The sequence below is a fragment of the Agrobacterium tumefaciens genome (assembly GCF_009649785.1).
In the GTDB taxonomy this organism is placed as follows: Bacteria; Pseudomonadota; Alphaproteobacteria; order Rhizobiales; family Rhizobiaceae; genus Agrobacterium; species Agrobacterium tumefaciens.
This window is the reverse complement of sequence record NZ_WJOK01000003.1, coordinates 196526-221223: the sequence shown is the minus strand read 5'-3', so window position 1 is coordinate 221223 and position 24698 is coordinate 196526. Positions and strand designations below refer to the sequence as shown.

The following is a 24698-nucleotide window of genomic DNA, read 5'->3' as shown; positions in this document are numbered from 1 at the left end:
TCCGATGTTTACCTTTACGCTCCGGCGGCTTGCCTTTGCCGTACCGACGTTGCTCATCATCAGCTTCGTCATCTTCGCCCTGCTCGATCTGGCGCCGAATGATCCGACCGGCGACCTGCCGCTGACCATTCCGCCCGAAGTGCGCGAGCAGATCCGCGCCTCGCTCGGTCTCGACCAGCCCTTCTTCATCCGTTACATGCTGTGGCTGCAGCAATTCTTCATCAATGAACCGCTGAACCTGTTCGAGAAGCTGACAGGCTGGCAGATCGGCGACGGCAGCCGCATGCGTGTGCTGTCCTGGGCAACGCGCAGCCCGGTGGTCGATCTCGTCATCCAGCGCATGCCGCAAACGCTTTGGGTCGTCGGCCTTGCCTATCTCTTCGGCGCGCTTCTGGCGATCCCGATCGGCGTCATTTCCGCCTACAAGCAATATTCGATCTTCGATCAGATCGGCACCTTCGTCTCGATGGTGGGTTATTCGGTTCCCACCTTCTTCACCGGCGTGCTGCTGGTCGTCATCTTCAGCTCCTATCTGCAATGGTTCCCTTCCGTCTACGACACCAATCTGCAGGTGACTGACTGGGGAAGCCTCGTGGCACAGATCAAACAGATGTTCATGCCGGTTCTGGTGCTGACCCTTTACAACGTCTCGCAGATCAGCCGTTTCGTGCGCGCCTCGATGCTGGACAATCTCCATCAGGACTATGTACGCACCGCGCGTGCCAAGGGCGTGAAGGAAAAATCCGTTCTGCTCGTTCACGTCCTGCGCAACAGCCTTATACCCGTCGTCACCGTCATCGCACTCGGCGTGCCGACGATCTTTTCCGGCGCCATCATTACCGAACAGATTTTCCGTGTGAACGGGCTTGGCCAATTGCTGATCACCGCCGTTCAGGGTGCGGATATTCCGCTGGTGCAGACGCTGACCTTCATTTTCGCGGTGCTTATCGTGCTCTTCAACCTGATTGCCGACGTGCTTTACGGCATTCTCGACCCGAGGATCCGCTATGACTGACGCCACCCTCGCAGCACCAGCCGTCGCCGCCACGCCTGTGCAATCGGCACTTGCCGATATCTGGAAACAGTTCCGGGTCCACAAGGGCGGCGTGGCAGGCCTGTTCGTTTTCATCTTTATTTTGCTTGCGGTCTATGTCGGCCCCTATATCCACACTGTCGCGCCCAATGCCATCAATGTGAAGGAACGCAACCAGTGGCCGTCGCTGGCGCATCCCTTCGGCACCGACAATCTGGGCAAGGACATGCTGGCGCAGGTGCTGGCGGGCGGGCGCATCTCGCTTGCCGTCGGCATCACCGCCATGCTGCTGGCGCTGTTTCTCGGCACGCTGGTGGGGGTGCTGTCAGGCTATTTCCGAAGACTTGACGGGCCGCTTATGCGGCTGACGGACCTTTTTCTGGCCCTGCCGCTGCTGCCACTGCTGCTCGTCATTCTCATGCTGTTCCGCGATACGCTGCGTGCCGCTTTCGGGCCGGAAACCGGTATCTTCATCCTCATCGTCTTCGTGATCGGGGTAACCAGCTGGATGCATACCGCACGCATCGTGCGCGGCGACGTGCTGACGATCAAAAGCCAGGAGTTTATCATGGCGGCGAAATCGAGCGGCATGCGCGAATACCGCATTATCCTGCGCCATATCCTGCCGAATGTGTTGAGTTCGATCATGGTCTCAGCCACGCTCGGCATCGCCTCGGCCATCATCACGGAATCGGCGCTGTCCTTCCTCGGCCTCGGTTTTCCGTCCGACTTTCCGACCTGGGGACGGCTGTTGTTCGATGGCGCTAACTTCCTGCAGCTGACGCCCTCGCGCGTGCTGTGGCCTGGACTGGCAATCTCGCTGACGGTTCTGAGCGTCAACTACATCGGCGACGCCGTGCGTGATGCGCTTGATCCAAGGGCGCTTAAGAGCTGAGGCGAAGGGCGCGGTGGCTGCGCCCTTCCCTTTATCTCAGTGATAATTCATCTTTTCCGCGTCGAGAATGCTGTCTGCATCCAGCGCAGCAATCGGAATGTCGCTGCGCGCCGGAATATCGCCGGAAAGCTGCAAGGCCAGATAACGCCCGCAGCAGACTCGTAAAAACGAGGTGAAGTTGCCGAGATCATGCCCGGCATCGATCGATTCATTATAAAGCTTGGCAATGAGCTGCGCGCTGTTCATGCCATCGCGGCGTGAAATCTCGTCCAGAGTCGTCCAGAAGAAGTTTTCAAGTCTGACGCTGGTGACCATGCCATCGATCCGCAAAGACCGGGTATGGCTTTCCCAAAGCGTCGGGTCTGCCTTGATGAAAAGCTTGCACATGGTGTCCTCCCTCAGCAAGCTGCAGAAGATAGACGGGAAACGGGACCGGTAAAAGCCCCATTCCGCCGGCCTTATCTGCCGAGCACCACCATGAATTGCGAAAGCCATGCCGGATGCGCCGGCCATGCGGGCGCCGTCACCAGCTTGCCGTCGGTAACCGCCGCATCGATGGCGATATCGGCATAGGTACCGCCCGCCAGTTCCACCTCGGGGCGGCAGGCCGGATAGGCCGAGCAGGTGCGGCCCTTGAGGACACCCGCAGCCGCCAGCAATTGGGCACCGTGGCAGACAGCCGCGACCGGCTTGTCAGCCTCGAAGAAATGCTTCACGGCGGCAAGCACATCCGCATTCAGCCGCAGATATTCCGGCGCGCGACCACCCGGAATGACCAGCGCGTCGTAATCCGCGACCATGATATCGGCAAAAGTTGCGTTGAGCGCGAAATTATGGCCGCGTTTTTCTGAATAGGTCTGGTCGCCCTCGAAATCATGGATCGCGGTCGCGATCGTCTGGCCAGCCTTCTTGCCGGGGCAGACGGCATGCACCGTGTGACCAACCGCAAGCAGCGTCTGGAACGGCACCATGGTCTCGTAGTCCTCGGCGAAATCGCCGGTGATCATCAAAATCTTCTTCGGCATGCTTGCTCCTCCCATTTCGAATGCCCGGGGCACCGTAACAGGAGGGGTGGAGAAGCGGGTATTATGGCTATACTACAGGGCCGATAAAGACGGGATCAGCGCGCTTTGGGCGGCTCCGGCCAGCGACGAACACCGCCGCCCCAATCCTCGAAGGCGTTGGAAAGCTTGAGAACGAGCAGATCCGCGTAACGCGGGCCGACGATCTGCAAGCCGATGGGCATCCCGGATTTCGAGAAGCCGCAATTGATCGAGGATGCCGGCTGTTCCGACATGTTCCAAGGGACGGTGAAGGCGATATGTTCGAAGGGTCGCTCGGGGTCGTTGGTGGGCGAGGCCCAGTCGGCCGGATAGGAGACGACGGGATTGACGGGTGAAATCACCACATCAACTGACTGCATCAACCGCCCGCAGGCTTTGCGCATTTCCATGGTCTGGTTGAAACCGAAAACGGCACGCGCGCCGGAAACATCAGCGCCCTTCTGCGCCCATTCGTGAATATAGGGAAGGATCGCCGCGCGTCGTTCGTCACTCAGCGCCGCCATATCGCCCCAGAATTTCGCCCGCCAGAAATCATCCAGCCCATCCAGCATGTCCCGAGACAGCACCGGCTCGACCGGGACCACGATGGCACCTGCATCTTCGAACAGCTTTGCGGACGCCAAAACAGCATCCCGCACCTCATCGTCCAGAGCCAAGCCGCAGCCGGCATCCAGCATCAGGCCGATCCTCAGGCCCTTTACGTCGATATCGAGGTCCATCCAGTTGATATCGTTGGGCGGCAGCGCGGTGCCGTCACGCCAGTCCGGGCGGGAAAGCGTGGCCATGGCATAGGCGGCGTCAACGACGGTGCGGGTCATCGGCCCGGCGCAGCGGCCTGTATAATAGGGATCGACGGGTATGCGGCCCTGGCTGGGCTTGAAGCCGAACAGCCCCGTCCACCCCGCCGGTAGCCGCACCGAGCCGCCAATATCCGTACCGATATGCAGCGTGCCGTAACCCGCAGCACCGGCAGAAGCCGCACCGGCACTGGAGCCGCCGGGGTTCTGTGTCGGGTCCCACGGGTTGCGGCTGAGCTTGTGGAAACTGGAAAGACCCGATGACAACATGCCGTAATCCGGGCAGGTGGTTTTGGCGTAAATGATGGCGCCGTCCTCGCGGCAGCGGGCCGCAACTGGCGCGTCTTCCAGAGCCGGCACCAGTTCCACCGCTTTGGTGCCAAGCGGAACTGGCTGGCCTTTGGTGGCGATCAGTTCCTTCAGCGACACCGGAATCCCATCGAGGGCCCCGAGCGTTTCACCTTTTTGCCAGCGCATCGTCGAGGCCAGCGCCTGCTTGCGGGCATCCTCGGGATCATAGGCGTAAAGCGCGTTCACCGTGGGCTCGAATGCGTCGATACGGGCCTCTACCGCCTGCCAATATTCCGATGGCGACAGCTTCTTTTGCCCGTAAAGCGCCAGGATTTCGAGCGTGTTGAGGTGTATGAGATCGGTCATAAGCTTCGTCTCGTCAGAAAACAGATAATATGGGCGATATCGGCTTGAAGCGGTCAGCTGGTATCGCGTGGGTCCAGCAGGTCGCGCAGGCCATCGCCAAGCAGATTGAGGCCGAAGACCGCGAGCGCAATGGCAAGGCCGGGCATGATGGCAAGCCAGGGTGCAGCACCTAGATAGGTCTGCGCATCGGCCAGCATCCGCCCCCAGGTGGCGGCCGGCGGAGGCATGCCGAGACCGAGGAATGAGAGTCCCGCTTCGGTGAGGATGGCAAGGCCGAGCTGGATGGTCACCTGCACGATGATCTGGTTGGAAATATTCGGCACGATATGAAACAGCGTGATCTTGGCGCGGTTCTGGCCGATGCTGGTGGCGGCGGTGACATATTCCCGCGACCATATCTGCAAGGCCGCACCCAGCGTCAGCCGCGCAAAGACCGGCACCATGAAGGTGGCAATGGCGATGATGGCGGTGAACCGCCCCGTACCGATGAACGCGCCGAGCATCATGGCCGACAAAATCGGCGGTACGGCGAAGATGATATCGCAGGCGCGCATCACCAGGGTTTCAGTGAAACCGCGCAGTGCCGCGACCGATACGCCAAGCGCCGTGCCAATGAGCGCGCCGATCGCAACGGCGGCGATGGAGGTGGAGAGCGAATTCCATGCCCCCGCCATCAGCATGGACAGCACATCGCGGCCAAAATGGTCGGTGCCAAGCCCGCCATAGGCAAAGGGCGATTTCAGCTTCTGGGCAATCTGTATCTTCGTCGGAGAAACCGGCGTCCAGACCAGCGAAAGCAGGGCAACCGCGACAAGAAAGAGAGTGACGGCGATGCCAAGGACGAAAGCGGGGCGGCGGCGGATCAGTCGCATCATCGTGCACCTGCCCGCAGTCTTGGATCGATAAAGAGATAGGCGATATCGACCAGAAAATTCATGACGATGACAAGCGCCGAGAAGAACAGCACGACGGACTGCATGACGACGATATCCCGCTGGGTCAACGCCTGATAGGCAAGCCGCCCGAGGCCCGGCAGGTTGAAGACATTCTCCACCAGCACTGCCCCGGCAATCAGGAAGGTGAATTGCAGGCCGATCATGGTGACAACGGGGATCATGGCGTTCGGCACCGCATGTCGCCACAGCGCTACCCGCTCGCTCAGCCCCTTGGCGCGGGCGGTGCGCACGAAATCCTCGTTCATTACCTCAAGTACTGCCGAGCGGCAGACGCGGGTGAGGACGCCTGCCTGCGACAGCGCAAGTGCAATGGCTGGAAGCACAAGCGCGATAAATCCGGCAGAAAAACTCGGACGCCAGCCGGGAAAACCGCCTGATGGCATCCAGCCGAGCGTGGTGGAAAAGACGATGATGAGCAGCAGCCCAACCCAGAAACCGGGAACGGCAATGCCGACATGGGAAAACAGCCCGGCTGCGAAATCCACCGGCCCGTTTCGGCTTCTCGCTGCCGCGACGCCGAGCGGAATGGCGATGGCGACCGATAGGCAGACCGCGAGCAGCGCAAGCGGCAGGGTGACGGCAAGCCGCTCGACAATAAGCCCCGCTACCGGCACGCCGTAGGTGTAGGATTGTCCGAGATCACCCCGGAATACGCCTGCAAGCCAGTGGATGTAACGCAATGGCAAGGGCTGATCGAGACCCATCTGCTTTTGCAGCGCGAGAAGCGTATCCGGGCTCGCCGACGTACCGAGCATGATGGCCGCCGGATCACCCGGCAACAGCCCCATGATGATGTAGATGATGAGCGACACCGCAAACAGCGTGACGATGAGGCTTGCAAGGCGCCGGACGAGAACGGCTAACATCTGGCATTCTTTCCTTGCGTTGTTTCGTTTCGGGATGTGGCGGATGGATTTATTGTCATCCCCGCACACTCTTCCCTCACCCCTGTGCTTGTCACTGGGATCCAGCCGAAGCGTGCCTGCGCGGCGGAAAGTTTCCTTTCAGCCCAACGACTTGGGCTGGCTGGATTTCTGTGACAGGCACGGGAATGAGGTGGTGGGTAGGAATGCGCCTCGCCGTTCACAACAAACGTCACTCTTCCCAATGCACATCCGTCAGCACATTGGACGGAATGGGTTCGTTTTCCCACAACCCCTTCAACTTCTTGTCCCAGACGCCGAGTTTCGGCATCACGAACAAGAACAGCGCCGGCACATCTTCGGCGAGGATTTTCTGGGCTTCGCCGTAAAGCTTTTCCTGCTCGGCCGCATCCGCCGTCTTTTCGACATTGGCGATGACCTCGTTGAAGGCAGGGTTCTTATAGTTGAAATAATAGGGATCACGGGAGTAGATATCGATATCCATCGGCTCAGCGTGGGCGACGATGGTCATGTCGTAATCCGCGCCCTTCAAAACATCCGCCACCCATTTTGCCGGAAATTCCGTGGTCTCGATGGTCATGGTGACACCGATTTCGGCCAACATCGCCTGGAGGATTTGCGAGGTCCGCTGGGCATAGGCCATTTGCGGGGCCTTGATCGTGAAGCTGAAACCGTCGGGGTAACCCGCTTCGGCAAGAAGCGCCTTTGCCTTGTCTATATCGTAAGAATGAACACCGGTCGTATCGATGTAACCGCGATCGTTCGGCGTGTAGTGGCTGCCGATGGCCGTGCCGTAACCCGACCATGCGCCTTCAATCACCGTGCCGCGGTCCACCGCCATCATCAGCGCCTGGCGCACGCGCTTGTCGTTGAAGGGTTTGCGGGCATTGTTCATGCCAGCCACGACCTTGAGTTCCGTATTGCCGACGAAGGTACCGAGACGCGCATCGCCGTCGAAGGACGTCATCAGTTCCGGCGCGCCGAATTCCGGGAAGGCATCGATATCGCCGGATTTCAGTGCCGCTGCCTGCGCCTGCGGATCGGAAACGAAGCGGAAGGTGGCCTTTTCAAGTTTCACCGCCACCGCCTTGTCCCAATAGGCCGCGTTCTTCTCCAATTCCACCTTGTCGCCCTTGGCCCAGTTTGCGAACTTGAACGGGCCGGTGCCGATGGGCGTGGTACGGTTATTGTCAGCGCTCTTCGGCGCAACCATGACGGAGGCCGGCCAGCCGAGCCAGTAGATCAGGCTGCCCGCCGGCTGCTTCAGCTTCAGTACCAGCGTCGCGGCATCCGGCGTTTCTATGCTCTCGATGGCGGTGAAGAAGCGTTTTTGTGGGTTTACCGACGTTTCACCGCGCGCCCTGTCGAGCGAAAATTTCGCAACAGAGGAATCGAAGGCCTCGCCGTCGTGGAAAGTAACACCCTGGCGCAGCTTGAACGTATAGGTCTTGCCATCGGCTGAAATTTCCCAGCTTTCGGCAAGCTGCGGTTTCACCTTGCCGTCGTGGTCGATGGTGACGAGACCTTCGAATATGTTCTGCCAGCTGACCTGACCGATGGCGACGGGTGCCGCAATTGTCGGGTCGAGACCCGTCGGCTCCACTGTCATGCCCAGCGTCAAGGCGGTCTTTGGCGCGGCCGCGGCGTCCGTCATCGAAAGCGGCATCCAGAGCGCCGTCCCCAGTGCAAGCGCAAGCGCGGCGCGCCGCGTAACTTTCAGCGGCTGCGAAAAATAAGTGCGTGGCATCATTGTCCCCTGTCTGGCGGCCGAGGCATTTTTGCCTTTCGAAGACCGCCCGTTGCAAAAAGAGTGTCATGTTGCAGGCGCACACACAATCGTGATTTTTGTGTGCTCCGTGTAGCTGAAATGGCTACACGGAAATACGGATGGAAATCAACCGGGATGGACAATTCTCCAGGCTGACGAATTCCCCTACCCCGCTGTCGCCTCGCGCATGAAACGCTCGATGAAATCGGCAAGCTTGGAGGCGGCGAAGGATAGTTGCCGGTCGGGCGCCACGCAGAGATCGATCTGGGTGTGGATGCCCTTCTTGCCGGAAAGCGGAACAGCAACCATCTGGCCGCTGCGGATTTCACGCGCTACCGACAAGGCAGGCAACAGCGTGGCCGCCGCATGGCCCAGAACAAGTTCCTTCAGCATTTCCAGCGAACTGGTGATAAAGACGGGATCAAGCTCGATACCGGCATCGGCAAACAGCGTATCGAAGGCCTGACGCGCCGCGAAACTCTTGTCCGGCAGGGCAAGCGGCAGGCTGGCCAGTTCCTTCAGCGAGACTTCCGCCTGCGCGGCAAGCGCATGGCCGGTCGGAAAGATAGCATCGTAACTGATACGGGTGCGCGAGCGCACTTTCACGCCGGAGACCTTGGGCGCAAAAAGGCTGACGACCAGATCCGCTTCGGCTGCACCCAGTGCTTCCATCGCCTGGCGCGCGCTGGTGATGTGCACCTCGAAGCGCAACTGCGGATATTTGAGGCTGAACTGCGCCAGCACCGGCGCCAGAAGGTTCGCAACCGTCGCGCCATTGGCATAAACGGTGACCCGGCCGCGCTGAAGCCCCTTCAGGTCATCGATCAGCTGGTGCACATGATCGAGTTCGCGCAGCGTCTTGCCGGCGCGGGCAGCCAGCAATTCCCCCGCCGCCGTCAGCTTCACGCCCCGGCTGGAACGCTCCACCAAAGGCGAGCCAAAATAATATTCGAGGTTCTCGATCTGGCGGCTGACTGCCGTCGGCGCGACATTCAGGTTTTCGGCAGCGGCGCGCATGGAATTGGTGCGGACAAGTTCGTCGAAATACATCAATGCGCGCAATTGCATGGTCGGGATACCCTGTTTTGGCCGACACTGTCCGTCATGCCGGGCTTGACCCGACTATAGCGGCAGCTCAAGCGCGCTTGAAGCCCTCGCTCGCCACCAGCAGCTGCCTGGTATAATCCGCAGTAAACTCGCGGCTTTCCAGCGCTTCCGCCTCCAGCATTTCCACCACCTTGCCGCTTTTCATCACCGCAAGGCGATCGCACATGTGGCTGATGACGCCGAGATCGTGGCTGACCATAACGAAGGTGAGGTTGCGGTCCTTGCGGGCCTGTTCCAGCAGATTGAGGATTTCCGCCTGGATGGACGCGTCGAGCGCCGAGGTCGGCTCATCCAGTAGCAGAATCTTCGGCTCGACGATCAGCGCGCGGGCAATGGCGATACGCTGCCGCTGACCGCCGGAAAGCTGGTGCGAATAGCGGAAGCGGAAACCGGTGCCGAGACCCACCTCATCAAGCGCGCGCGCGATCCGATGCTCGCGATTGTCGAGACCATGGATGACGAGTGGTTCCAGCAGCAGCGCATCCACTGTCTGGCGGGGGTGCAGGGAACCGTAAGGGTCCTGAAACACCATCTGCACATCGCTATAGAAGCTCTTGTCGCGGTGCTTGCTCGAATAGGAGCGACCGGCCACCATCAACGAGCCTTCGTCGAAATGGTTGAGGCCGGCAATCGCCCGAAGCAGCGTCGACTTGCCGGAACCGGACTCGCCGACGATACCGAAGGACTCACCCTCGGCCACATCGATGCTGACGCTGTCGAGCGCGATATATCCGTCGAAATCGACCACCATGTCTTTGATAGAAAGAACCGTGCTCATGCGCGCCACTCCGCCTTGCGTTCCAGAACCGGCAGCGGATGCCGGTGGCCGCCAATTTCCGGCAGGCAGTTCAAAAGACCCTGCGTATAGGGATGCTTCGCCTCTTTAAGATTGGCAGAAGACAGCTCCTCAACGACCTTGCCCGCATACATGACGAGAACGCGGTCGCAGAAAGACGACACCAGCCTCAGATCGTGGCTGACGAAAATCAGCCCCATGCCGCGGTCGCGAACCAGCTTGTCGAGAATATCGAGCACTTCGAGCTGGACCGTCACGTCGAGCGCGGAAGTCGGCTCATCGGCGATCAGAAGTTCCGGGCCGCATACCAGCATCATGGCAATCATGACGCGTTGGCCCATTCCGCCGGAAACCTCGTGCGGGTAAAGATCGAACACGCGCTCGGGATCGCGGATCTGCACCGCCTCCAGCATGGCGAGCGTGCGTTGGCGCGCCTCGCCGGAACCGATGCTTTCATGGGTACGCAGCGTTTCCATGATCTGGCGGCCGATGGGCATGACCGGGTTCAACGAATATTTCGGGTCCTGCAGGATCATGGCCAGGCGCTTGCCGCGCATGAGCCGCCGCTCCTTTGCCGAAGCACCGAGAAGATCGACATCTCCGAAGCGCAACACATCGGCCTCGATGCGCGCACTTTTCGGGGTCAGCCCCATAATGGCGCGGCCGGTCTGCGATTTGCCGGAGCCGGACTCGCCGACGATGCCAAGGCGTTCGCGTCCCAGCGTGAACGAGACGCCACGCACCGCCTCCACCAGCCCGGTGCGGGTGGGGAAGGAAACGCGCAGGTTCTCGACGGTCAGAAGCGGCGCGCTCATTGGTTCGCCTCCTTGGGGTCCAGCGCATCGCGCAGGCCATCGCCCAGAAGGTTGAAACCGAGGCTGACGATCAGGATCGCAATACCCGGCATGGCGGCAACCCACCATTGATCGAGAATGAAGCGGCGTCCGGAAGCAATCATCGCGCCCCATTCCGGCAGCGGCGGCTGTGCACCGAGGCCAAGGAAGCCGAGACCGGCTGCTGTGAGGATGATGCCCGCCATATCGAGCGTGACACGCACGATGAGCGACGACATGCAAAGCGGCATGACGTGTTTCAGAACGATGCGGAACGGCGACGCGCCCATGAGCTTGACCGCCGCGATGAAATCGGAATTGCGGAAGGTCATGGTTTCGGCGCGCGCGATGCGCGCATAAGGCGGCCATGAGGTGACCGCGATGGCGAGCACCGCGTTTTCAATGCCCGGTCCAAGTGCGGCCACCAGCGCAAGCGCCAGAACCAGCTTCGGAAAGGCCAGAAAGATATCGGTGATGCGCATCAGAACGGCATCCACCCAGCCGCCGGCATAACCCGAAACGGTGCCGACGATGAGTCCGATGGGTGCGGCGATGATGGCCACCAGAAGCACGACGAACAGGGTCAGCCGCGAACCGTGGATGAGGCGCGAGAGAATATCACGCCCCTGATCGTCAGTGCCGAGCAGGTAACCTTCTGTCCCCGGAGGCAGAAGCCGGGCATTGCGCAGATCGCCCTGCACCGGATCGTGTGGTGCAAGCACATTGGCGAACAGTGCGACAAGCAGCAGCGCAATGATGATGCCGAGGCCAAGCAGCGCCAGCCGGTTTTCCGAAAAGCGCCGCCAGATGACATAGGCACGGCCTAGCCGTGCCTGCCTGCGCGAGGCAGGCCGGTCGGAGAGCAGCCATTCGCGGCTGTAGGGTTTGAGTGTATCGGTCGAAATCGTCATCGGCTGCGCGTCCTTGGGTCGAGCGTCCGGTAAAGCAGATCGGAGAAGAGATTGATGCCGACGAAGATGGCGCCGATCACGATCGTGCCGCCAAGAACGGCATTCATATCCGCATTCTGCAGGGAATTGGTGATGTAGAGGCCGAGCCCCGGCCACGCGAAGATGGTTTCGGTCAGCACCGAACCCTCCAGCAGACCGGCGTAAGATAGCGCAATCACGGTCACCAGCGGCACGGCGGCGTTGCGCAGAGCGTGAAACCAGATGATGCGCGTTTCAGAAAGCCCCTTGGCGCGCGCCGCAACGATATATTCCTGGGCGAGCTCATTCAGCATGAACGAACGCGTCATGCGGCTGATATAGGCCAGCGAAAAATAGCCGAGCAGCGAGGCGGGCAGGATGATGTGGCGGAACAGATCCCACAATACGTCCCATTGCCGTTGCCAGATCGCGTCGATCAGGAAGAAACCCGTGACCGGCGTAAAGGTGAATTCGTAGACGATATCCATCCGGCCGGGATAGGCGACCCATTGCAACCGGGCGTAAAACACCAGCAGCGCCAGGAGGCCAAGCCAGAAAATCGGCACGGAATAGCCGATAAGGCCGATGACGCGCACGACCTGGTCGGCAAAGCTGCCGCGCTTGACCGCGGCAAGCACGCCGAGCGGAATGCCAAAAACGGCGCCGATGATGGTGCCGAGCGTGGCAAGCTCTATGGTTGCCGGGAAAACCCGCTTGATATCCTCCATCACCGGGTTGGTGGTGAGGACTGAGATGCCGAAATCACCCGACAGCGCCTGCTTCAGATAGATGAAGAACTGCTGCCAGAGCGGCAGGTTGAGGCCGAGCTGCTCACGCACGCGCTCGACCACATGCGCAGGCGCGCGGTCGCCGACGATCGCCAGTGCGGGATCGATCGGCACAACGCGGCCAATGAAAAATGTGACCGCCATCAGCCCCAGAAAGGTGGTGATGACGGTGACGGCGAAGCCGAGAATGGCCTTCGCGCGGGCGTTGGCACGGCGTTTGCCCTGCCTCGCCCGGCTATTTGCTTCAACGATGCTCAAGAGACCGATCCTTCCGGATCATTCCTTGGAGATCGTATAGACATAGTTGGTGTCGAAGCTCGGTCCGAGCTTCAGGCCCTTGAGCTTCGCGGAGTATCCCGCCACTTCCGTCTGCTGGAAGATGATGACGAACGGGCCTTTTTCGAGAACTTCCTTCTGGAGGTTCTGATAGATGGCGGCGCGCTTGGCATTATCCTTTTCCAGAAGTGCCGACTGCGTTTCCTTCGTCAACTCCGGAACGTCCCAGGCGTTACGCCAGGCAAGCGTCTTGTTCTTGCCTTCTTCGGAGTTGTCGTAGTTGATCGTGAAGGTCTCGGCATTCGAGTTCGGGTCGAAATAGTCCGAACCCCACTGGCCGATGTAGATATCGTGCGTGCGGGCGCGATACTTGGTAAGCGTCTGCTTGCCGTCGCCGGGAATGATTTCCAGCTTGATGCCAGCCTGCGCCAGCGTCTGCTGTACGCTTTCGGCAATGCCGGTCACCGGCTGCGTGTTGCGCACATCCATGGTCACGGTGAAGCCGTCCTTCAGACCAGCCTTCGCCAGCAGTTCCTTGGCCTTGGCGACGTCGAGCTTGTATGGGTTCTCGTCAAGCGCGCCGAGCTGGCCCTTTGGCAGGAAGGTCTGGTGGATTTCGCCGATGCCCTTGATGATCGTCGCGCCGATCGCGTCGTAGTCGACGAGATATTTAAAGGCCTCAACGACCTCAGGCTTCTTCAGGTTCTCGTTCTTCTGGTTGAGGCTGAAGTAATAAACGGTGCCCTTGGGCGCGGAGGTGACGGCAAGGCCTTCCTTCTTGGAAACGGCTTCCATATCACCCGGCTCGAGGTTGCGGGCAACGTCGATATCACCGTTTTCAAGCGCCAGGCGCTGGCCGGAGCTTTCCTTCATGTGACGATAGACCACGCGCTTCAACTTCGGCTTCTCACCGTAATAGTTGGGGTTGGCCTCCAGAATGACGGCTTCGTTGGCCTTCCAGCCAAGGATCTTGTAGGGGCCGGAACCGGCATAACCTGTTTTCAGGAACGCATTGCCGAAATCGGTGTCGTATTTGTAATCGGCGCTCGGCGTGACGGGCTTGGCCTTTTCGGTCACCAGCTTCTTGTCGACAACTGCGGCAACGGTCGCGGTCAGAACGTTCAGCACGAAGCTCGGTGCGTAGGGCTTGTCGACCGTCAGTACGAAGGTGTTGGCATCCGTCGCTTTCGCCTTCTCAGTGACGTTGTCGCCCTTGAGACCGAACTGCGTCAGAAGGAATGCTGGCGACTTGTCGAGCTTGATGGCACGTTCAAAGGAAAAGGCAACATCATCTGCCGTCACCGGATTGCCGGAGGCGAATTTCAGGCCGGTCTTCAGCTTGAAGGTATAGGTGAGACCGTCTTCAGAGGTCGTCCAGCTCTCGGCCAGATCGCCGATCACCTTGGAGGTGTCGTTGAGATCGATGGAAACCAGCTTGCTGTAGGTGTTGCCAGTAACTTCAGCTGCCGAAAGCTCGAATGCCTCACCCGGATCGAGCGTGATGATGTCGTCGATGGCGAAACCTTCAACCAGCGTATCGGCCGGCGTGGCGGCAAAAGCGTGCGGCGCAGACAGCATCATCAGCGACAGAGCAGCGCTGGTGCTGAGGATACGCATGGACTTGTTGAGCGATTTGATCATAGGATCTCCCCTTTTGTTATGAGATTGATTTAGTTCGCTTTTATTTGCCTTCAGGCCGGCTCGTGCCAGGCCTGGGATAGGACGCGCAGCCAGTTTTCCCGGCATATTTTAGCAAGTTCTCCATCACCGTAGCCCGCCGATTTCAGCGCCGCAACCAGATTGTGGTTGCCGCTGGCATCGGCAACGCCAACGGGTACCGTCGCGCCGTCGAAATCCGATCCGAGCGCCACGCAATCGACGCCCATACGCTCCACCATGTAGTCGATGTGGCGCACCATGTCGGAAAGCGGCGTGTCGGCAATGTCGCGCGCATCCGCCCGCAACATGGTGACCGCGTAGTTGAGACCCACCAGACCGCCGCTCTCCTTGATGGCATCCATCTGCCGGTCAGTAAGATTGCGGGCGACGGGGGTGAGCGCATGTGCGTTGGAATGGCTGGCGATCAAAGGCTGGTTCGTGGTCTTCGCCACATCCCAGAAGCCCTTTTCGGTGATGTGGGCGAGATCGATGAGAATGCCGAGCCGGTTGCACTCCTTGACCAGCGCAAAACCGGCATCGGTAAGGCCGGGCGCGGTATCGGGCGACATTGGATAGGAGAAGGGAACGCCGTGACCGAAAATATTGTGCCGGCTCCAGACCGGACCGAGCGAACGCAGGCCGGCGGCATAAAAAACCTCAAGCGCATCGAGATCGGCACCGATCGCCTCACAGCCTTCCATGTGCAGCACGGCCGCGAAAATATCCTCGGCAAAGGCCTTGCGGATATCGGCCGTCGAGCGGCAAAGGCGCCAGGCGCCGGCACGGTCAAGCCTGAGCGCGATCGCAGCCTTTTCCATCGCAATATCGAGCGAGGGCTGGCGTTCGAGCGGCGCCGCAAGCGGTGTATCGTAATGACCCTGCGCGTCCGGCTCCTGCAGGACCAGATCGCCGGAGGGAATGTAGATGGCGCAGATGCCGCCGCCGAGACCGCCTGCACGTGCACGCGGACCGTCGATATGGCCTTCGCGGGTACCGTTCTTGAATTCAGCCACCGGATCGCCACCGGCCTTGCTGTTGCGCCACAACCGAAGCAGCACATCATTATGACCGTCGAACACTGCATGCATGTCAAGAAATTCCAGTAAGCGGCAAAACCAAAGGGGGCGGGCAGACGCCGGAATAACACCGCGCGAGAGCAAACCGGCGCATTTTTCGCCGACTGCTATAGTCTGTCAGAAACGATCTTAGGACGATCTCTCACGGCTCCGCAAGACGCAAATTAGGCAACGATGAAATTATCACCACTTGCCTTTTGCCGGGAATTGCGCAACGTCAAGCCTGCCAGCCGCCTACGGCTTTTTTCAGCAGCGGCGTCGCGAAAACACCCCTCACCCGCTCCGGCCATTCCGGCCCGAAAGCAGCGATTTTTTGCACCCAGCGATCCGATTGCAGCATGGCAGCGCCGATTGCCACCGGCTTGATGCCGGATGAGGCGAGAAGCGAAAGACCTGAAATGATGGAACTGCCGCTGGAGATGACATCGTCCACCAGCGCCACCCGCCTGCCCTCGATGAGTGGCAACATGCGCGGATCGATGTAAAGCCGTTTTTCCTGCTTGGTGGTGATGGAGGACATCGGCACCGACAATTCCTCCAGATACCAGAATTTGCGCGAAGTGCCGAGCGGCACATATCGTGAATGGCCGAGGTGACGGGCAACGGCTGCGGCAAGCGTGAGCCCCAGAGTCGGCAGGCCGATCACGACATCTGGCTTGAGGGGGCGAAGCTTTTCCGCCAGGTCGGCGGCCAGCACTTCCAGCACGTCAAAAGAGGCCTGATTGACGATGAGCGAGGCGAGCGCATGTTCGCCATCCGCCAAGGGCCGGATCGGCAGGCAGATCTGCCGCCCGTCATCCAGCTCCGCCGGAAAGAAAGCCGAATGCGGGCCTGTCGTATCGAATGAACGGGGCGGAAGAACATCCTGCCAGAACTCATGCGGCGCGGCGGGGGATGATGCGGCGGGCGATGCGGATTGCGGCATCGGTTTTCCTTTCAGAAGCGGGACGGCAAAAGCGGAAGTGATTTTCATCCGCGCCATCCCCGTTCGGCATATCAGGCATTTCGACAACCGCAGGCATGCGGCGGGTTCATTTCATTGGGTTTTTCAGCTAGAAGGAAACAAAGCAACAGGCATTCGGACAAGCCCACCTATGGCGTGGGTTTTCCCCATATTCAAGGACAAGCTACCCATGAGACTGCTGGACCGCATCGGCGAGGACCTGCCATTCCTGACGGAGCTTCGCCACGACCTCCACGCCCATCCGGAACTGGGCTTTGAAGAGGAGAGAACCAGCGCCATCGTCGCCGATCTTCTCGAAAGGGCGGGAGTGAAGGTGCATCGCGGCTTGGGCGGCACCGGCGTGGTCGGCACGCTGCAGGTGGGCAACGGCACCCGCAGCATCGGTCTTCGCGCCGACATGGATGCGCTGGCCATGCCGGAAATTCCCGACCGGCCCTATAAATCGAAGTTCCCCGGCAAGATGCATGCCTGCGGCCATGACGGCCACACCGCCATGCTGCTGGGCGCTGCGCGTTATCTCGCCAGTACCCGCGATTTTTCCGGCACCGTCCATTTCATCTTCCAGCCGGCCGAGGAAGGCCGTGGCGGCGCCAAGAAAATGGTTGAGGACGGGCTTTTCGACCTGTTTCCCTGCGATGCAGTTTATGGCCTGCACAACATGCCGGGGCTTGGCATTGACGAAATGGCCGTGGTGGAAGGACCGCAGCTTGCCTCTTCCGATAGCTGGCGCGTCACCTTCAGGGGCATTGGCACCCACGGCGCCAAGCCGCATCTCGGCCGCGATCCGGTAACGGCGGCGGGCACCTTCCTCGCTTCGCTGCAAAGCATCGTCGGCCGCGTCGTCGATCCGCTGCAACCTGCCGTCGTCAGCGCCTGCTCGGTGCAGGCGGGTGACCCCAAGGCGCTCAACGTCATTCCCGATATCGTCGAAATCGGCGGCACCGCACGCGCCTACGCGCCTGAGGTGCGCAGCCAGCTTGAAACGGAAATCGGCAGGCTCGCCAAGGGTACGGCGGCGATGTTCGGCATCGAGGCAAGCTATGAATTCATCCGCCGCATTCCGCCCGTCATCAACGATGCCGATGCGACGAAACGGGCGCTGCGAGCCGCCAAGACCGTCTTCGGCAACAAATCCCGCACCGCCTTCCCGCCCTCGACCGCCGGCGACGACTTCGCCTTTTTCGCGGGCGAAGCCCCCGGCTGCTACGTCTGGCTCGGCAACGGCCCGGCGGTGGATGGCGCGCTGCACCACAACACCTCCTACGACTTCAACGACGCGGCAATCGTTCCCGGCGTCGCTTTCTGGGCAACACTGGTGGAGCAGGAACTGGCGGCGGAATAAGGCCGAAAGCCACTTTTTGCATTCCCAAATCTGAAAAGCCGGGCAGCGGCAGACGCGCTGCCCGGCTTTCTCGCTCAGATATTCCGGCGGTTCAACAAATATAGCGCCGTCAGGACAAGGCAGGCCATGATCGATGAATAGGCGATCACCGGCCATGCCGCATCACCCGGCAGAATGACGACAGCCAAGGTGCCCGCTATTCCCACAAACAGACTTTGAATGCAGAAATAGAAGGCGACGGCTGTTCCAGCCATGTGCCCGAACTCCTCCAGCGCGCCATTGGCGGTGACTGAAACCGTAAAAACGATTCCGACCGCCATGACCCACATCGGTACGATAAACGTCAAAAATGACGGAACCGCCCCGACTTCACCTGCAGTGAACAGAAACGCCCCCACCAACAACAGGGCCATGCCCCTCACGAGACTGCCCTGCACACCCCATCTGGCAACGAAAAACTTCGCAAAACGGGTGGTAACGATCATTGCGATTGCGACGGTTGCAAAAGCCAGGCTGAACTCCACCTCGGAGAGACCTGCCCTGCCGATCATGACGAGCGGAGCGGTGGAGAAGAATACGAAAAACGTTCCCATGGCAGTGCTGAACCCAAGCGTATAGGTCCAGAAGCGACCACTGCCCAACATGCGCAAAGGCGATGGGCGTGACATCGTTGCCGTCGCCGGTCGGGTTTCGCTCCAGTTCATCCCTGCGGCAACCGTCGCAATGAAAGCTGCCGCGCCCAGGGTGACGAAGATGGCACGCCAGCCGAATTCATTGGCGATGACCGCCCCGACAATCGGACCGAGTGCCGGGACGAATGCGAGAATGGAGCTGAACGTTCCGTATATCGTCGTTGCTTCTGGACGATCCGCATAGACGTCGCGAACGGTGGCGAAAGTGGCGACCAATGCCGCCGCCGCTCCAGCCGACTGAAGGAACCGGAAAACGATAAAGGCGCTCGCCGTTGTCACAGCTGCGAGGCAGAACGAGGCCACGACGAACAGCAGGGCACCGCCGATCAAGACGGGCCGGCGGCCGATGCGGTCGGAGATGGGGCCAAACACGATTTGCCCAAGGCCGAGCATCACCATGTAAACGGTGAGCGTGAGTTGAACCACCACCGGTGTCGTGCCGAGGGCTTCCGGCATGATGGGGACGACCGGCAGGTAAATATCCATGGCCAGCGAGGCGAGAATATCAAAGGGAGCCATGAGCAGCATTGCTGCCAACAGCGATCTCCCCCAAACGGGAGTTGGAATAGACATTAGAATTGATCCGCTCAAATGAGGACATTTGGCGGCGTCTGCCCGAAGAAACAGGGATCGTTCGACAGAACGCCGCAACAACGAAATATCGTCGTTGCGGCTTACTTATCTGATGACTTCGAGGCACCCATGTTCAACATCCATATAGAGCGACAGGTAAACAGGGGTTGGATTTAGCAATATGCCGGCTTTTTGGCAACGCTCGACCCTGGTTTACCCCACCACCGCAATCACCGGGCTTTCCATCACCCGTCCCGTCAACACATCGGCAATGCCCATATCCGTCTGGTGCGGGCCGATATTGCAGGCGAGCGTGGCGCCGAAGCAGGCCTTGAAGACGAGATAGGGCGGCTGCCACTCCACCACCTTGCCGACAGCGGTGCGTAATTCCTCTAAAGCCTGTGCCACGTCTTCAAGCGGCGCATCGGAAACGAGGCCTGAGAGCGGCAGGGGTAAAAGCGCGGTCACCTTACCCTCAGAGGCGACAGCCATGCCGCCGCCTGTCGCAATCACCGCATTGGCGGCCAGCGCCATGTCTTCGGGATTACCGCCGAAGACAGTGAGGTTGTGGCTGTCATGCGAGACGGTGGTGGCGAAGGCGCCGTTCCAGCGTCCCCAGCCGGTAAGGAAGCCGGTCCTGGTAACTGGCTCGGCTTTGCCGTGGCGGTGGGTGACGGAAATCATCGTGGCGCCTTCGGGGGGAACGACGAAACCATCCTTCACCTCGGCTTCCACCTCGCCCCATTGCGTGAAGCGTGGGCGGTCGATGGTGGCAAGGCGCACCCTTGCGCCCTCGCAGGCAACCCGGAAATCATCGGCTGCGCGCAGCGGCAGCTTCATCGAGCCTTCGAGCGCCGCCGCATCGCAGGCTGGAATGTCGACGAGCATATGCCCGGCTTCCGCAACCGCCCTGCCACCGGCCAAGACATGACGGGGTGAAAAACCACTCAAATCCTCGAAAACGACGATATCGGCACGGCGACCGGCGGCGATGAGGCCGAGATCGGCACGGCCAAGCCTTTGCGCAGCATTCAGTGTTGCGGCGCGCAGCGCCCATTCCGGCTTCAGGCCATAACGGACAAGGCGGCGCACCACATCATCCAGCCCGCCGCCCCGCAACAGATCGTCCGGGAAAACATCGTCAGTGCAGAGCGTCAGCGTCTGCGGCAGGTGGCCGAGCGCATTCAGCGCCTCCACAAATTCCGGCAGCAGATGATCGTGCGAGCCGCGCAGCTCGATGGTCAACCCCGCCCGAAGCTTCGCCATCAAGTCTTCAGCCGAGACCAGCTCGTGATCGGAAGAAACGCCTGCCACCATGAAGGCGTTGAGATCGGCGTCCTTCAGGCCGCGCGCATGGCCACAGATCAGCTTTTCCGAGACAAGACCGGCCTGTACGATGCCGCTCATGCGCGGATCGCGTTCGATGACGCCGCGCATGTTCATGATTTCCGCAACCCCGCCAATCTGCGGCCATGACAGGATATCAGCGAGAATTCCGGCATCGAAATCAGCGCCGCCGCGCTCCAGCCCCGGTGCTGATGGCACTGAGGAGGGTGCAAGCAGAATGGCGCGCAGCGGCAGGTTTTCGATGGATTTCGCCGCCCAGCGCACCCCTTCGACACCATGGACATTGCCGAATTCATGCGGGTCCCAGACGATAGTCGTGACGCCGCGGGCAACCACTGCTGCCGCATAGGCAGCGGGCGTTATCATCGAGCTTTCGATGTGCATATGCGTGTCGATCAGGCCGGGCGAGACAAAGGCGCCCGACGCGTCGACGAGCTGCGCAGCATCGCTGCGGCTTGCCGGTTCGTGAACGCTGGCGATTAGCGGACCGACAATGCCGATATCAGCGGCGCGAATCTCCCCCGTCACCACATCCACCAGCGTTCCGCCGGTAATGAGAACATCGAAAGCCGCATCGCCGCGCGCAGCGGCAACCGCGCGGGCGCGCAGCGCATCGTCGTTAAGATCGACCGGCTCGCGTATCGGGGATTGTGCACTCATCGGGCAGCCTCGCGGCGCAACGCCTCGAGAACCGCAGCCTTTGCCGCTTCGGCATTCACGGTGTCGGCGAAATGCGCGTTGAAGGCGGCAACCTTGTCGGCACGCGGCTCAACCACCGTTCGCCCGCGCGTTAGCGCCGCGTGAAGCTCGACATCGATCCGCGTATGGCGCCAGCCAAGCAGCTCGGAGGTGAAGCCGACAGCGGCAACGGGATCGTAAAGCGCCATGGCCGGTCTGCCGCGTCTCGTGGCGATGCCGATGAAACCTTCCAACAGGTCGGCAATCAGGCCGGCGTTTTTGCCGCCAGCATTTCGGATCGGCAGCACATCGGCTGGCGAGGCGGTGACCTTGCGGCAGGCGTCCAGATCGACCATGCGCAGCGGCAGGTCATGGGAAAGCACGATGGCCAGCGCTTCCGGATCGGCAAAGGCGTTGAATTCGGCAGATGCGGTGTGGTTGCCGCTCGTCACGCCGCCACCCATCCAGGTCAGATCGGAAATTTTCGCGGCAAGATCGGGCCGGGCAAGGCAAAGGGCGGCGATATTGGTAAGCGGGCCGAGCGCGAGGATACGCTTTTCGCCTGCCCCCTCAAGCCAGCCGCACAGCGCAGTGAAAGCGTCGCTTTGCGGCAAAGCGGGGGCATCCGGCAGGCTACGGCCGACGGTCGGAATGCCGCTGTCACCCAGAATGCATTGTGCGGTTTCGAGCGCGCCAAGGACGGGTTTGGCACGGCCCTGATGGAGCGGCATGGACCAGCCGAAGGCGGCGACCGCGCCTGCGGCGTTGCTGCAGACAACATCCAGCGTCGCATTGCCGAAGACCAGCGAAATGCCGTCTATGGCAAGGCCTGCCGATTGCACCACCATGATGGCGGCGATATCGTCAAAGCCCATATCAGTATCGATCCACACACCCATGATCAGCCAAACACCTTGAGGCTTGCCGCCTTTTCGACCGGAAGGTCGAAGGCGAGCGTATCACCGATCGTATGGGCGGTCAGCGCAGCGTCGGTCTCCGCCTTGATGGGACCAAGCAGCGTATCCAGCAGGTACTCACGGGTATTTCCGGCAAAGGATGTGCCGCGCACGGTTCCCTGGAAAGGACCTGAACCAAGGGTGACCATGCGCGGCCGCCAGGCCAGTCCAGATGCTGAAGGGACTGGTCCGGTAAGCGGTGTTGTGCCGTTTTCGGTTTTCAACGCGCCGCCTTCCAGCGCGAAGATATTTTCAAAGCCGACGAAATCCGCCACGAAGGCGGAAACCGGCGCATTATAGATCTCTTCCGGCGTACCGATCTGCTCAATCTTGCCGCCCTTCATGACGACAATACGGTCGGCCAGTGCGAGCGCCTCGATCTGGTCATGGGTGACGAAGATCATCGTCACACCGGTTTCCTTCTGCACGCGCTGCAATTCGGTGCGCATTTCAAGCCTGAGGCGCGCATCAAGGTTGGAGAGCGGTTCATCGAGCAGCAGCACCTTCGGCTCCATGACCATGGAGCGCGCCAGCGCCACGCGCTGCTGCTGGCCGCCGGAAAGCTCGGCCGGCTTGCGCGATGCGAAGTTCGATAATCCCACGGACTTCAGGCCGGAGGCGACCTTGTCATCAAGCGCCTTGCCGTTCATGCCCTTGAGTTTGAGGCCGAAGGCCACGTTTTCGTAAACCGTCAGGTGCGGAAACAGCGCATAGGACTGAAACACCAGCCCGACAGCGCGCTTGTTGGCGGCGACGCGGGTGATATCGGCGCCGTCGAGATCGATGCGCCCGCCCGCCACCGGCATCAGCCCGGCAATGGCGCGCATCGTGGTGGTCTTGCCACAGCCGGAAGGACCGAGCAGCGCGAGAAGTTCACCCTTGCGGATATCGAGGTCGAGATCCTTGACGGCGATGCTGTTGCCGTAGGCGAGCGAGACTTTTTGAAGCGAAAGGTAATTTGCGTCAGACATAACGGGAGAACCCCAGAAAACGTTCGGCCAGGAAGACGATGCCGATGGAAAGGAAGGCGAGCAGCGATGAGAGTGCAGCGACAGACGGATCGAAGACGATTTCCATGTAGCCCAGCATGTCGATGGGCAACGTGCGCACGCCCGGACCCGACAGGAACAGCGACACGGGCACCTGATTGAAACTCGTCACGAAACCGAGGATGAAGGCCGACAGGATACCACCGCGAATATTGGGCAGCACCACACGGAAAAATGCGCCAAACCGCGACGAGCCGAGCAGCACCGCCGCCTCCTCGATATCCGAACGCAGATTGTTGAGGCTGGCCGAAACCACCCGTACCGCATAGGGCAGGATGAGCGCCGTGTGCGCGAGAAACAGGGCAAGCGTGATGCCGATGCCGAAGGGCACGACGAAATAGCGCAACAGCGCCAGACCGACGATGATACCCGGCACGATGATCGGCGCCGAAACGATCGTGCGCACGGTTTCCGCAAAGGGCAGCTTGTAGCGCGACATGGCGTAGGAAGCGGGAATACCGAGGACGAGCGCCGTGAATGTGCCGCCGATGGCAAGGAACATCGACATCGCGAAGCTTTCGCGGAAACTTTCGACGGTGAAGACCTTCGCGATCCATTTCAGTGAAAAGCCCTGCGGCGGAAAGGCGAGCGTGTCGCCGGCCGAAAACGAGGCCGCAACGATGATGAGGAACGGCCCGATCAGGAAGCCGACAACGAGCAGGAGCGTGAGCGGAATGAAGAGCTGCCGGGTCATTTCTTGTTCCTTGCGGTGGCGATGCGCTTCAGCAGGATATTGGCGGCAAAGCTCATGACGATCAGGATGAAGGCGATGACGCTGGCGGCGACGAAATTGTTGGAGACCGTCACCTGCTGATAGAGCAGGGTTTCCAGCATCAGCACCTTGGAGCCGCCGAGAATGGCCGGCGTGATATAGGCCGTGAGCGAACCGGTGAAGACCAGCGTGCCGCCGACAACAAGCCCCTCCTTGGTGAGCGGCAGGATGACCTTCCAGAACACCTGCAGCCAGTTTGCGCCGAGAACGCGGGCGGCTGCGATCGTATCCTTGGGCATATTCTCCAGCGCACTGATGAGGGAAATGATCATCAATGGCAGGAACAATTGCAGAAGGCCGATGAAAACAGCCGTTTCGGAAAACAGTATACGGATCGGCGCATCGCTCAGTCCTACCGCCTGAAGCGCCTGGTTGACGATGCCGGTTCTGCCGAGAATGACGATCCAGGCATAGGTTCGGGCAACCGGCGAGATCATCAGCGGCAAGACGACCAGATTGACGACATGTCCTTTCGCGCCCTGCGACAGATTGACGATGGCGAAAGCCGCCGCATAACCCACCACCGCAGATACAATGGTGACGAGCGCGCCAAGCTTCAGGGTGCGCAGGAAAACCGCCCTGTTCAGCGGATCGGAGAAGAAATCGGCGTAAGCGGACAATGTCCAGCCGTCAGTGGTGTGAAAGCCCTCCGACAGAAGCATGAAGACCGGCACAAGAAAGACCGCCGCCGCGAAAATAGCGGCGGGCAATGCAAGCGCCAGCGCTTCGGCCCGGTTCTGAAACATCGCTTTATTCCCTGAACGGCCTGCGGCCGATTGTTACTGCAAGCGGTCATGGCCAGCTTGC

General features: G+C 60.5%; 23 protein-coding genes. 3 read left to right on the top strand and 20 right to left on the bottom strand.

Annotated features, from left to right (window positions below; all coding sequences use genetic code 11):
• The first annotated feature begins 4 nt into the window (after positions 1-4).
• Positions 5-1015 (top strand): ABC transporter permease, encoded by a 1011-nt coding sequence (locus GH784_RS04795; protein WP_065705823.1) that lies wholly within the window; start codon positions 5-7, stop codon positions 1013-1015.
• Complete coding sequence (locus tag GH784_RS04790; protein WP_013762302.1) at positions 1008-1928, top strand: ABC transporter permease; 921 nt, start codon at positions 1008-1010, stop codon at positions 1926-1928. Before GH784_RS04795 ends, GH784_RS04790 begins: the two co-directional genes overlap by 8 nt.
• Positions 1929-1964: 36 nt before the next feature.
• On the opposite strand, the gene GH784_RS04785 is transcribed toward GH784_RS04790, so the two are convergent.
• The 14 genes from GH784_RS04785 to GH784_RS04720 form a co-directional block, all read right to left on the bottom strand.
• The gene (locus tag GH784_RS04785; RefSeq protein ID WP_003518088.1) at positions 1965-2315 is read right to left on the bottom strand and encodes a ribbon-helix-helix domain-containing protein; all 351 of its coding nucleotides are present in this window, start codon (positions 2313-2315) and stop codon (positions 1965-1967) included.
• A gap of 71 nt (positions 2316-2386) precedes the next feature.
• Entirely contained in the window at positions 2387-2953 is a 567-nt protein-coding gene (locus GH784_RS04780; RefSeq protein ID WP_019566944.1) for a DJ-1/PfpI family protein, read from the bottom strand.
• 95 nt (positions 2954-3048) lie between these two features.
• Positions 3049-4446, bottom strand: a complete 1398-nt coding sequence (locus GH784_RS04775) for an amidase (RefSeq protein ID WP_065658495.1) — start codon at positions 4444-4446, stop codon at positions 3049-3051.
• 53 nt (positions 4447-4499) lie between these two features.
• Positions 4500-5321: an ABC transporter permease gene (locus GH784_RS04770; RefSeq protein WP_013762300.1), complete on the bottom strand. Its 822-nt coding sequence runs from the start codon at positions 5319-5321 to the stop codon at positions 4500-4502.
• Positions 5318-6268, bottom strand: a complete 951-nt coding sequence (locus tag GH784_RS04765) for an ABC transporter permease (protein ID WP_003518092.1) — start codon at positions 6266-6268, stop codon at positions 5318-5320. Before GH784_RS04765 ends, GH784_RS04770 begins: the two co-directional genes overlap by 4 nt.
• Before the next feature lie 229 nt (positions 6269-6497).
• On the bottom strand, positions 6498-8033 hold the full coding sequence (locus GH784_RS04760; protein ID WP_003518093.1) for an ABC transporter substrate-binding protein: 1536 nt from the start codon (positions 8031-8033) through the stop codon (positions 6498-6500).
• 186 nt (positions 8034-8219) lie between these two features.
• Entirely contained in the window at positions 8220-9122 is a 903-nt protein-coding gene (locus GH784_RS04755; RefSeq protein WP_013762298.1) for a LysR family transcriptional regulator, read from the bottom strand.
• A 67-nt stretch (positions 9123-9189) separates the two neighbouring features.
• Complete coding sequence (locus GH784_RS04750) at positions 9190-9939, bottom strand: ABC transporter ATP-binding protein (RefSeq protein WP_003518095.1); 750 nt, start codon at positions 9937-9939, stop codon at positions 9190-9192.
• Entirely contained in the window at positions 9936-10772 is an 837-nt protein-coding gene (locus GH784_RS04745) for an ABC transporter ATP-binding protein (RefSeq protein WP_003518096.1), read from the bottom strand. The genes GH784_RS04750 and GH784_RS04745 overlap by 4 nt, the downstream gene beginning before the upstream one ends.
• The gene (nikC, locus tag GH784_RS04740; RefSeq protein WP_003518097.1) at positions 10769-11701 is read right to left on the bottom strand and encodes a nickel transporter permease; all 933 of its coding nucleotides are present in this window, start codon (positions 11699-11701) and stop codon (positions 10769-10771) included. Before nikC ends, GH784_RS04745 begins: the two co-directional genes overlap by 4 nt.
• Positions 11698-12765, bottom strand: coding sequence for an ABC transporter permease (locus tag GH784_RS04735; RefSeq protein ID WP_003518099.1), 1068 nt, complete (start codon positions 12763-12765; stop codon positions 11698-11700). The genes nikC and GH784_RS04735 overlap by 4 nt, the downstream gene beginning before the upstream one ends.
• A gap of 18 nt (positions 12766-12783) precedes the next feature.
• Positions 12784-14424 (bottom strand): ABC transporter substrate-binding protein, encoded by a 1641-nt coding sequence (locus GH784_RS04730; RefSeq protein ID WP_003518100.1) that lies wholly within the window; start codon positions 14422-14424, stop codon positions 12784-12786.
• 50 nt (positions 14425-14474) lie between these two features.
• Positions 14475-15530 carry a dipeptidase gene (locus GH784_RS04725; RefSeq protein WP_003518101.1) on the bottom strand — a complete coding sequence of 352 codons (1056 nt, stop codon included), beginning with the start codon at positions 15528-15530 and terminating at the stop codon, positions 14475-14477.
• Positions 15531-15735: 205 nt separating this feature from the next.
• A complete protein-coding gene (locus GH784_RS04720) occupies positions 15736-16443 on the bottom strand; it encodes a phosphoribosyltransferase (protein WP_035252713.1) in 708 nt (235 codons plus the stop codon).
• 208 nt (positions 16444-16651) lie between these two features.
• On the opposite strand from GH784_RS04720, the gene GH784_RS04715 reads away from it, so the two are divergent.
• Positions 16652-17824 (top strand): M20 aminoacylase family protein, encoded by a 1173-nt coding sequence (locus GH784_RS04715; RefSeq protein ID WP_065705843.1) that lies wholly within the window; start codon positions 16652-16654, stop codon positions 17822-17824.
• 74 nt (positions 17825-17898) lie between these two features.
• Here the strand turns inward: GH784_RS04715 and cml are convergent, their stop codons facing one another.
• From cml to GH784_RS04685, 6 genes are all read right to left on the bottom strand, one after another.
• Complete coding sequence (gene cml, locus GH784_RS04710) at positions 17899-19089, bottom strand: CmlA/FloR family chloramphenicol efflux MFS transporter (RefSeq protein ID WP_025595074.1); 1191 nt, start codon at positions 19087-19089, stop codon at positions 17899-17901.
• A gap of 213 nt (positions 19090-19302) precedes the next feature.
• Positions 19303-21096: an adenine deaminase gene (locus GH784_RS04705; protein ID WP_065705821.1), complete on the bottom strand. Its 1794-nt coding sequence runs from the start codon at positions 21094-21096 to the stop codon at positions 19303-19305.
• Positions 21093-22013 (bottom strand): nucleoside hydrolase, encoded by a 921-nt coding sequence (locus GH784_RS04700; protein ID WP_003518107.1) that lies wholly within the window; start codon positions 22011-22013, stop codon positions 21093-21095. Before GH784_RS04700 ends, GH784_RS04705 begins: the two co-directional genes overlap by 4 nt.
• 2 nt (positions 22014-22015) lie before the next feature.
• Entirely contained in the window at positions 22016-23041 is a 1026-nt protein-coding gene (locus GH784_RS04695; RefSeq protein ID WP_003504741.1) for an ABC transporter ATP-binding protein, read from the bottom strand.
• Positions 23034-23813 carry an ABC transporter permease gene (locus GH784_RS04690; protein WP_003504740.1) on the bottom strand — a complete coding sequence of 260 codons (780 nt, stop codon included), beginning with the start codon at positions 23811-23813 and terminating at the stop codon, positions 23034-23036. Before GH784_RS04690 ends, GH784_RS04695 begins: the two co-directional genes overlap by 8 nt.
• Positions 23810-24637 (bottom strand): ABC transporter permease, encoded by an 828-nt coding sequence (locus GH784_RS04685; protein ID WP_003504739.1) that lies wholly within the window; start codon positions 24635-24637, stop codon positions 23810-23812. Before GH784_RS04685 ends, GH784_RS04690 begins: the two co-directional genes overlap by 4 nt.
• Positions 24638-24698: the final 61 nt, after the last annotated feature.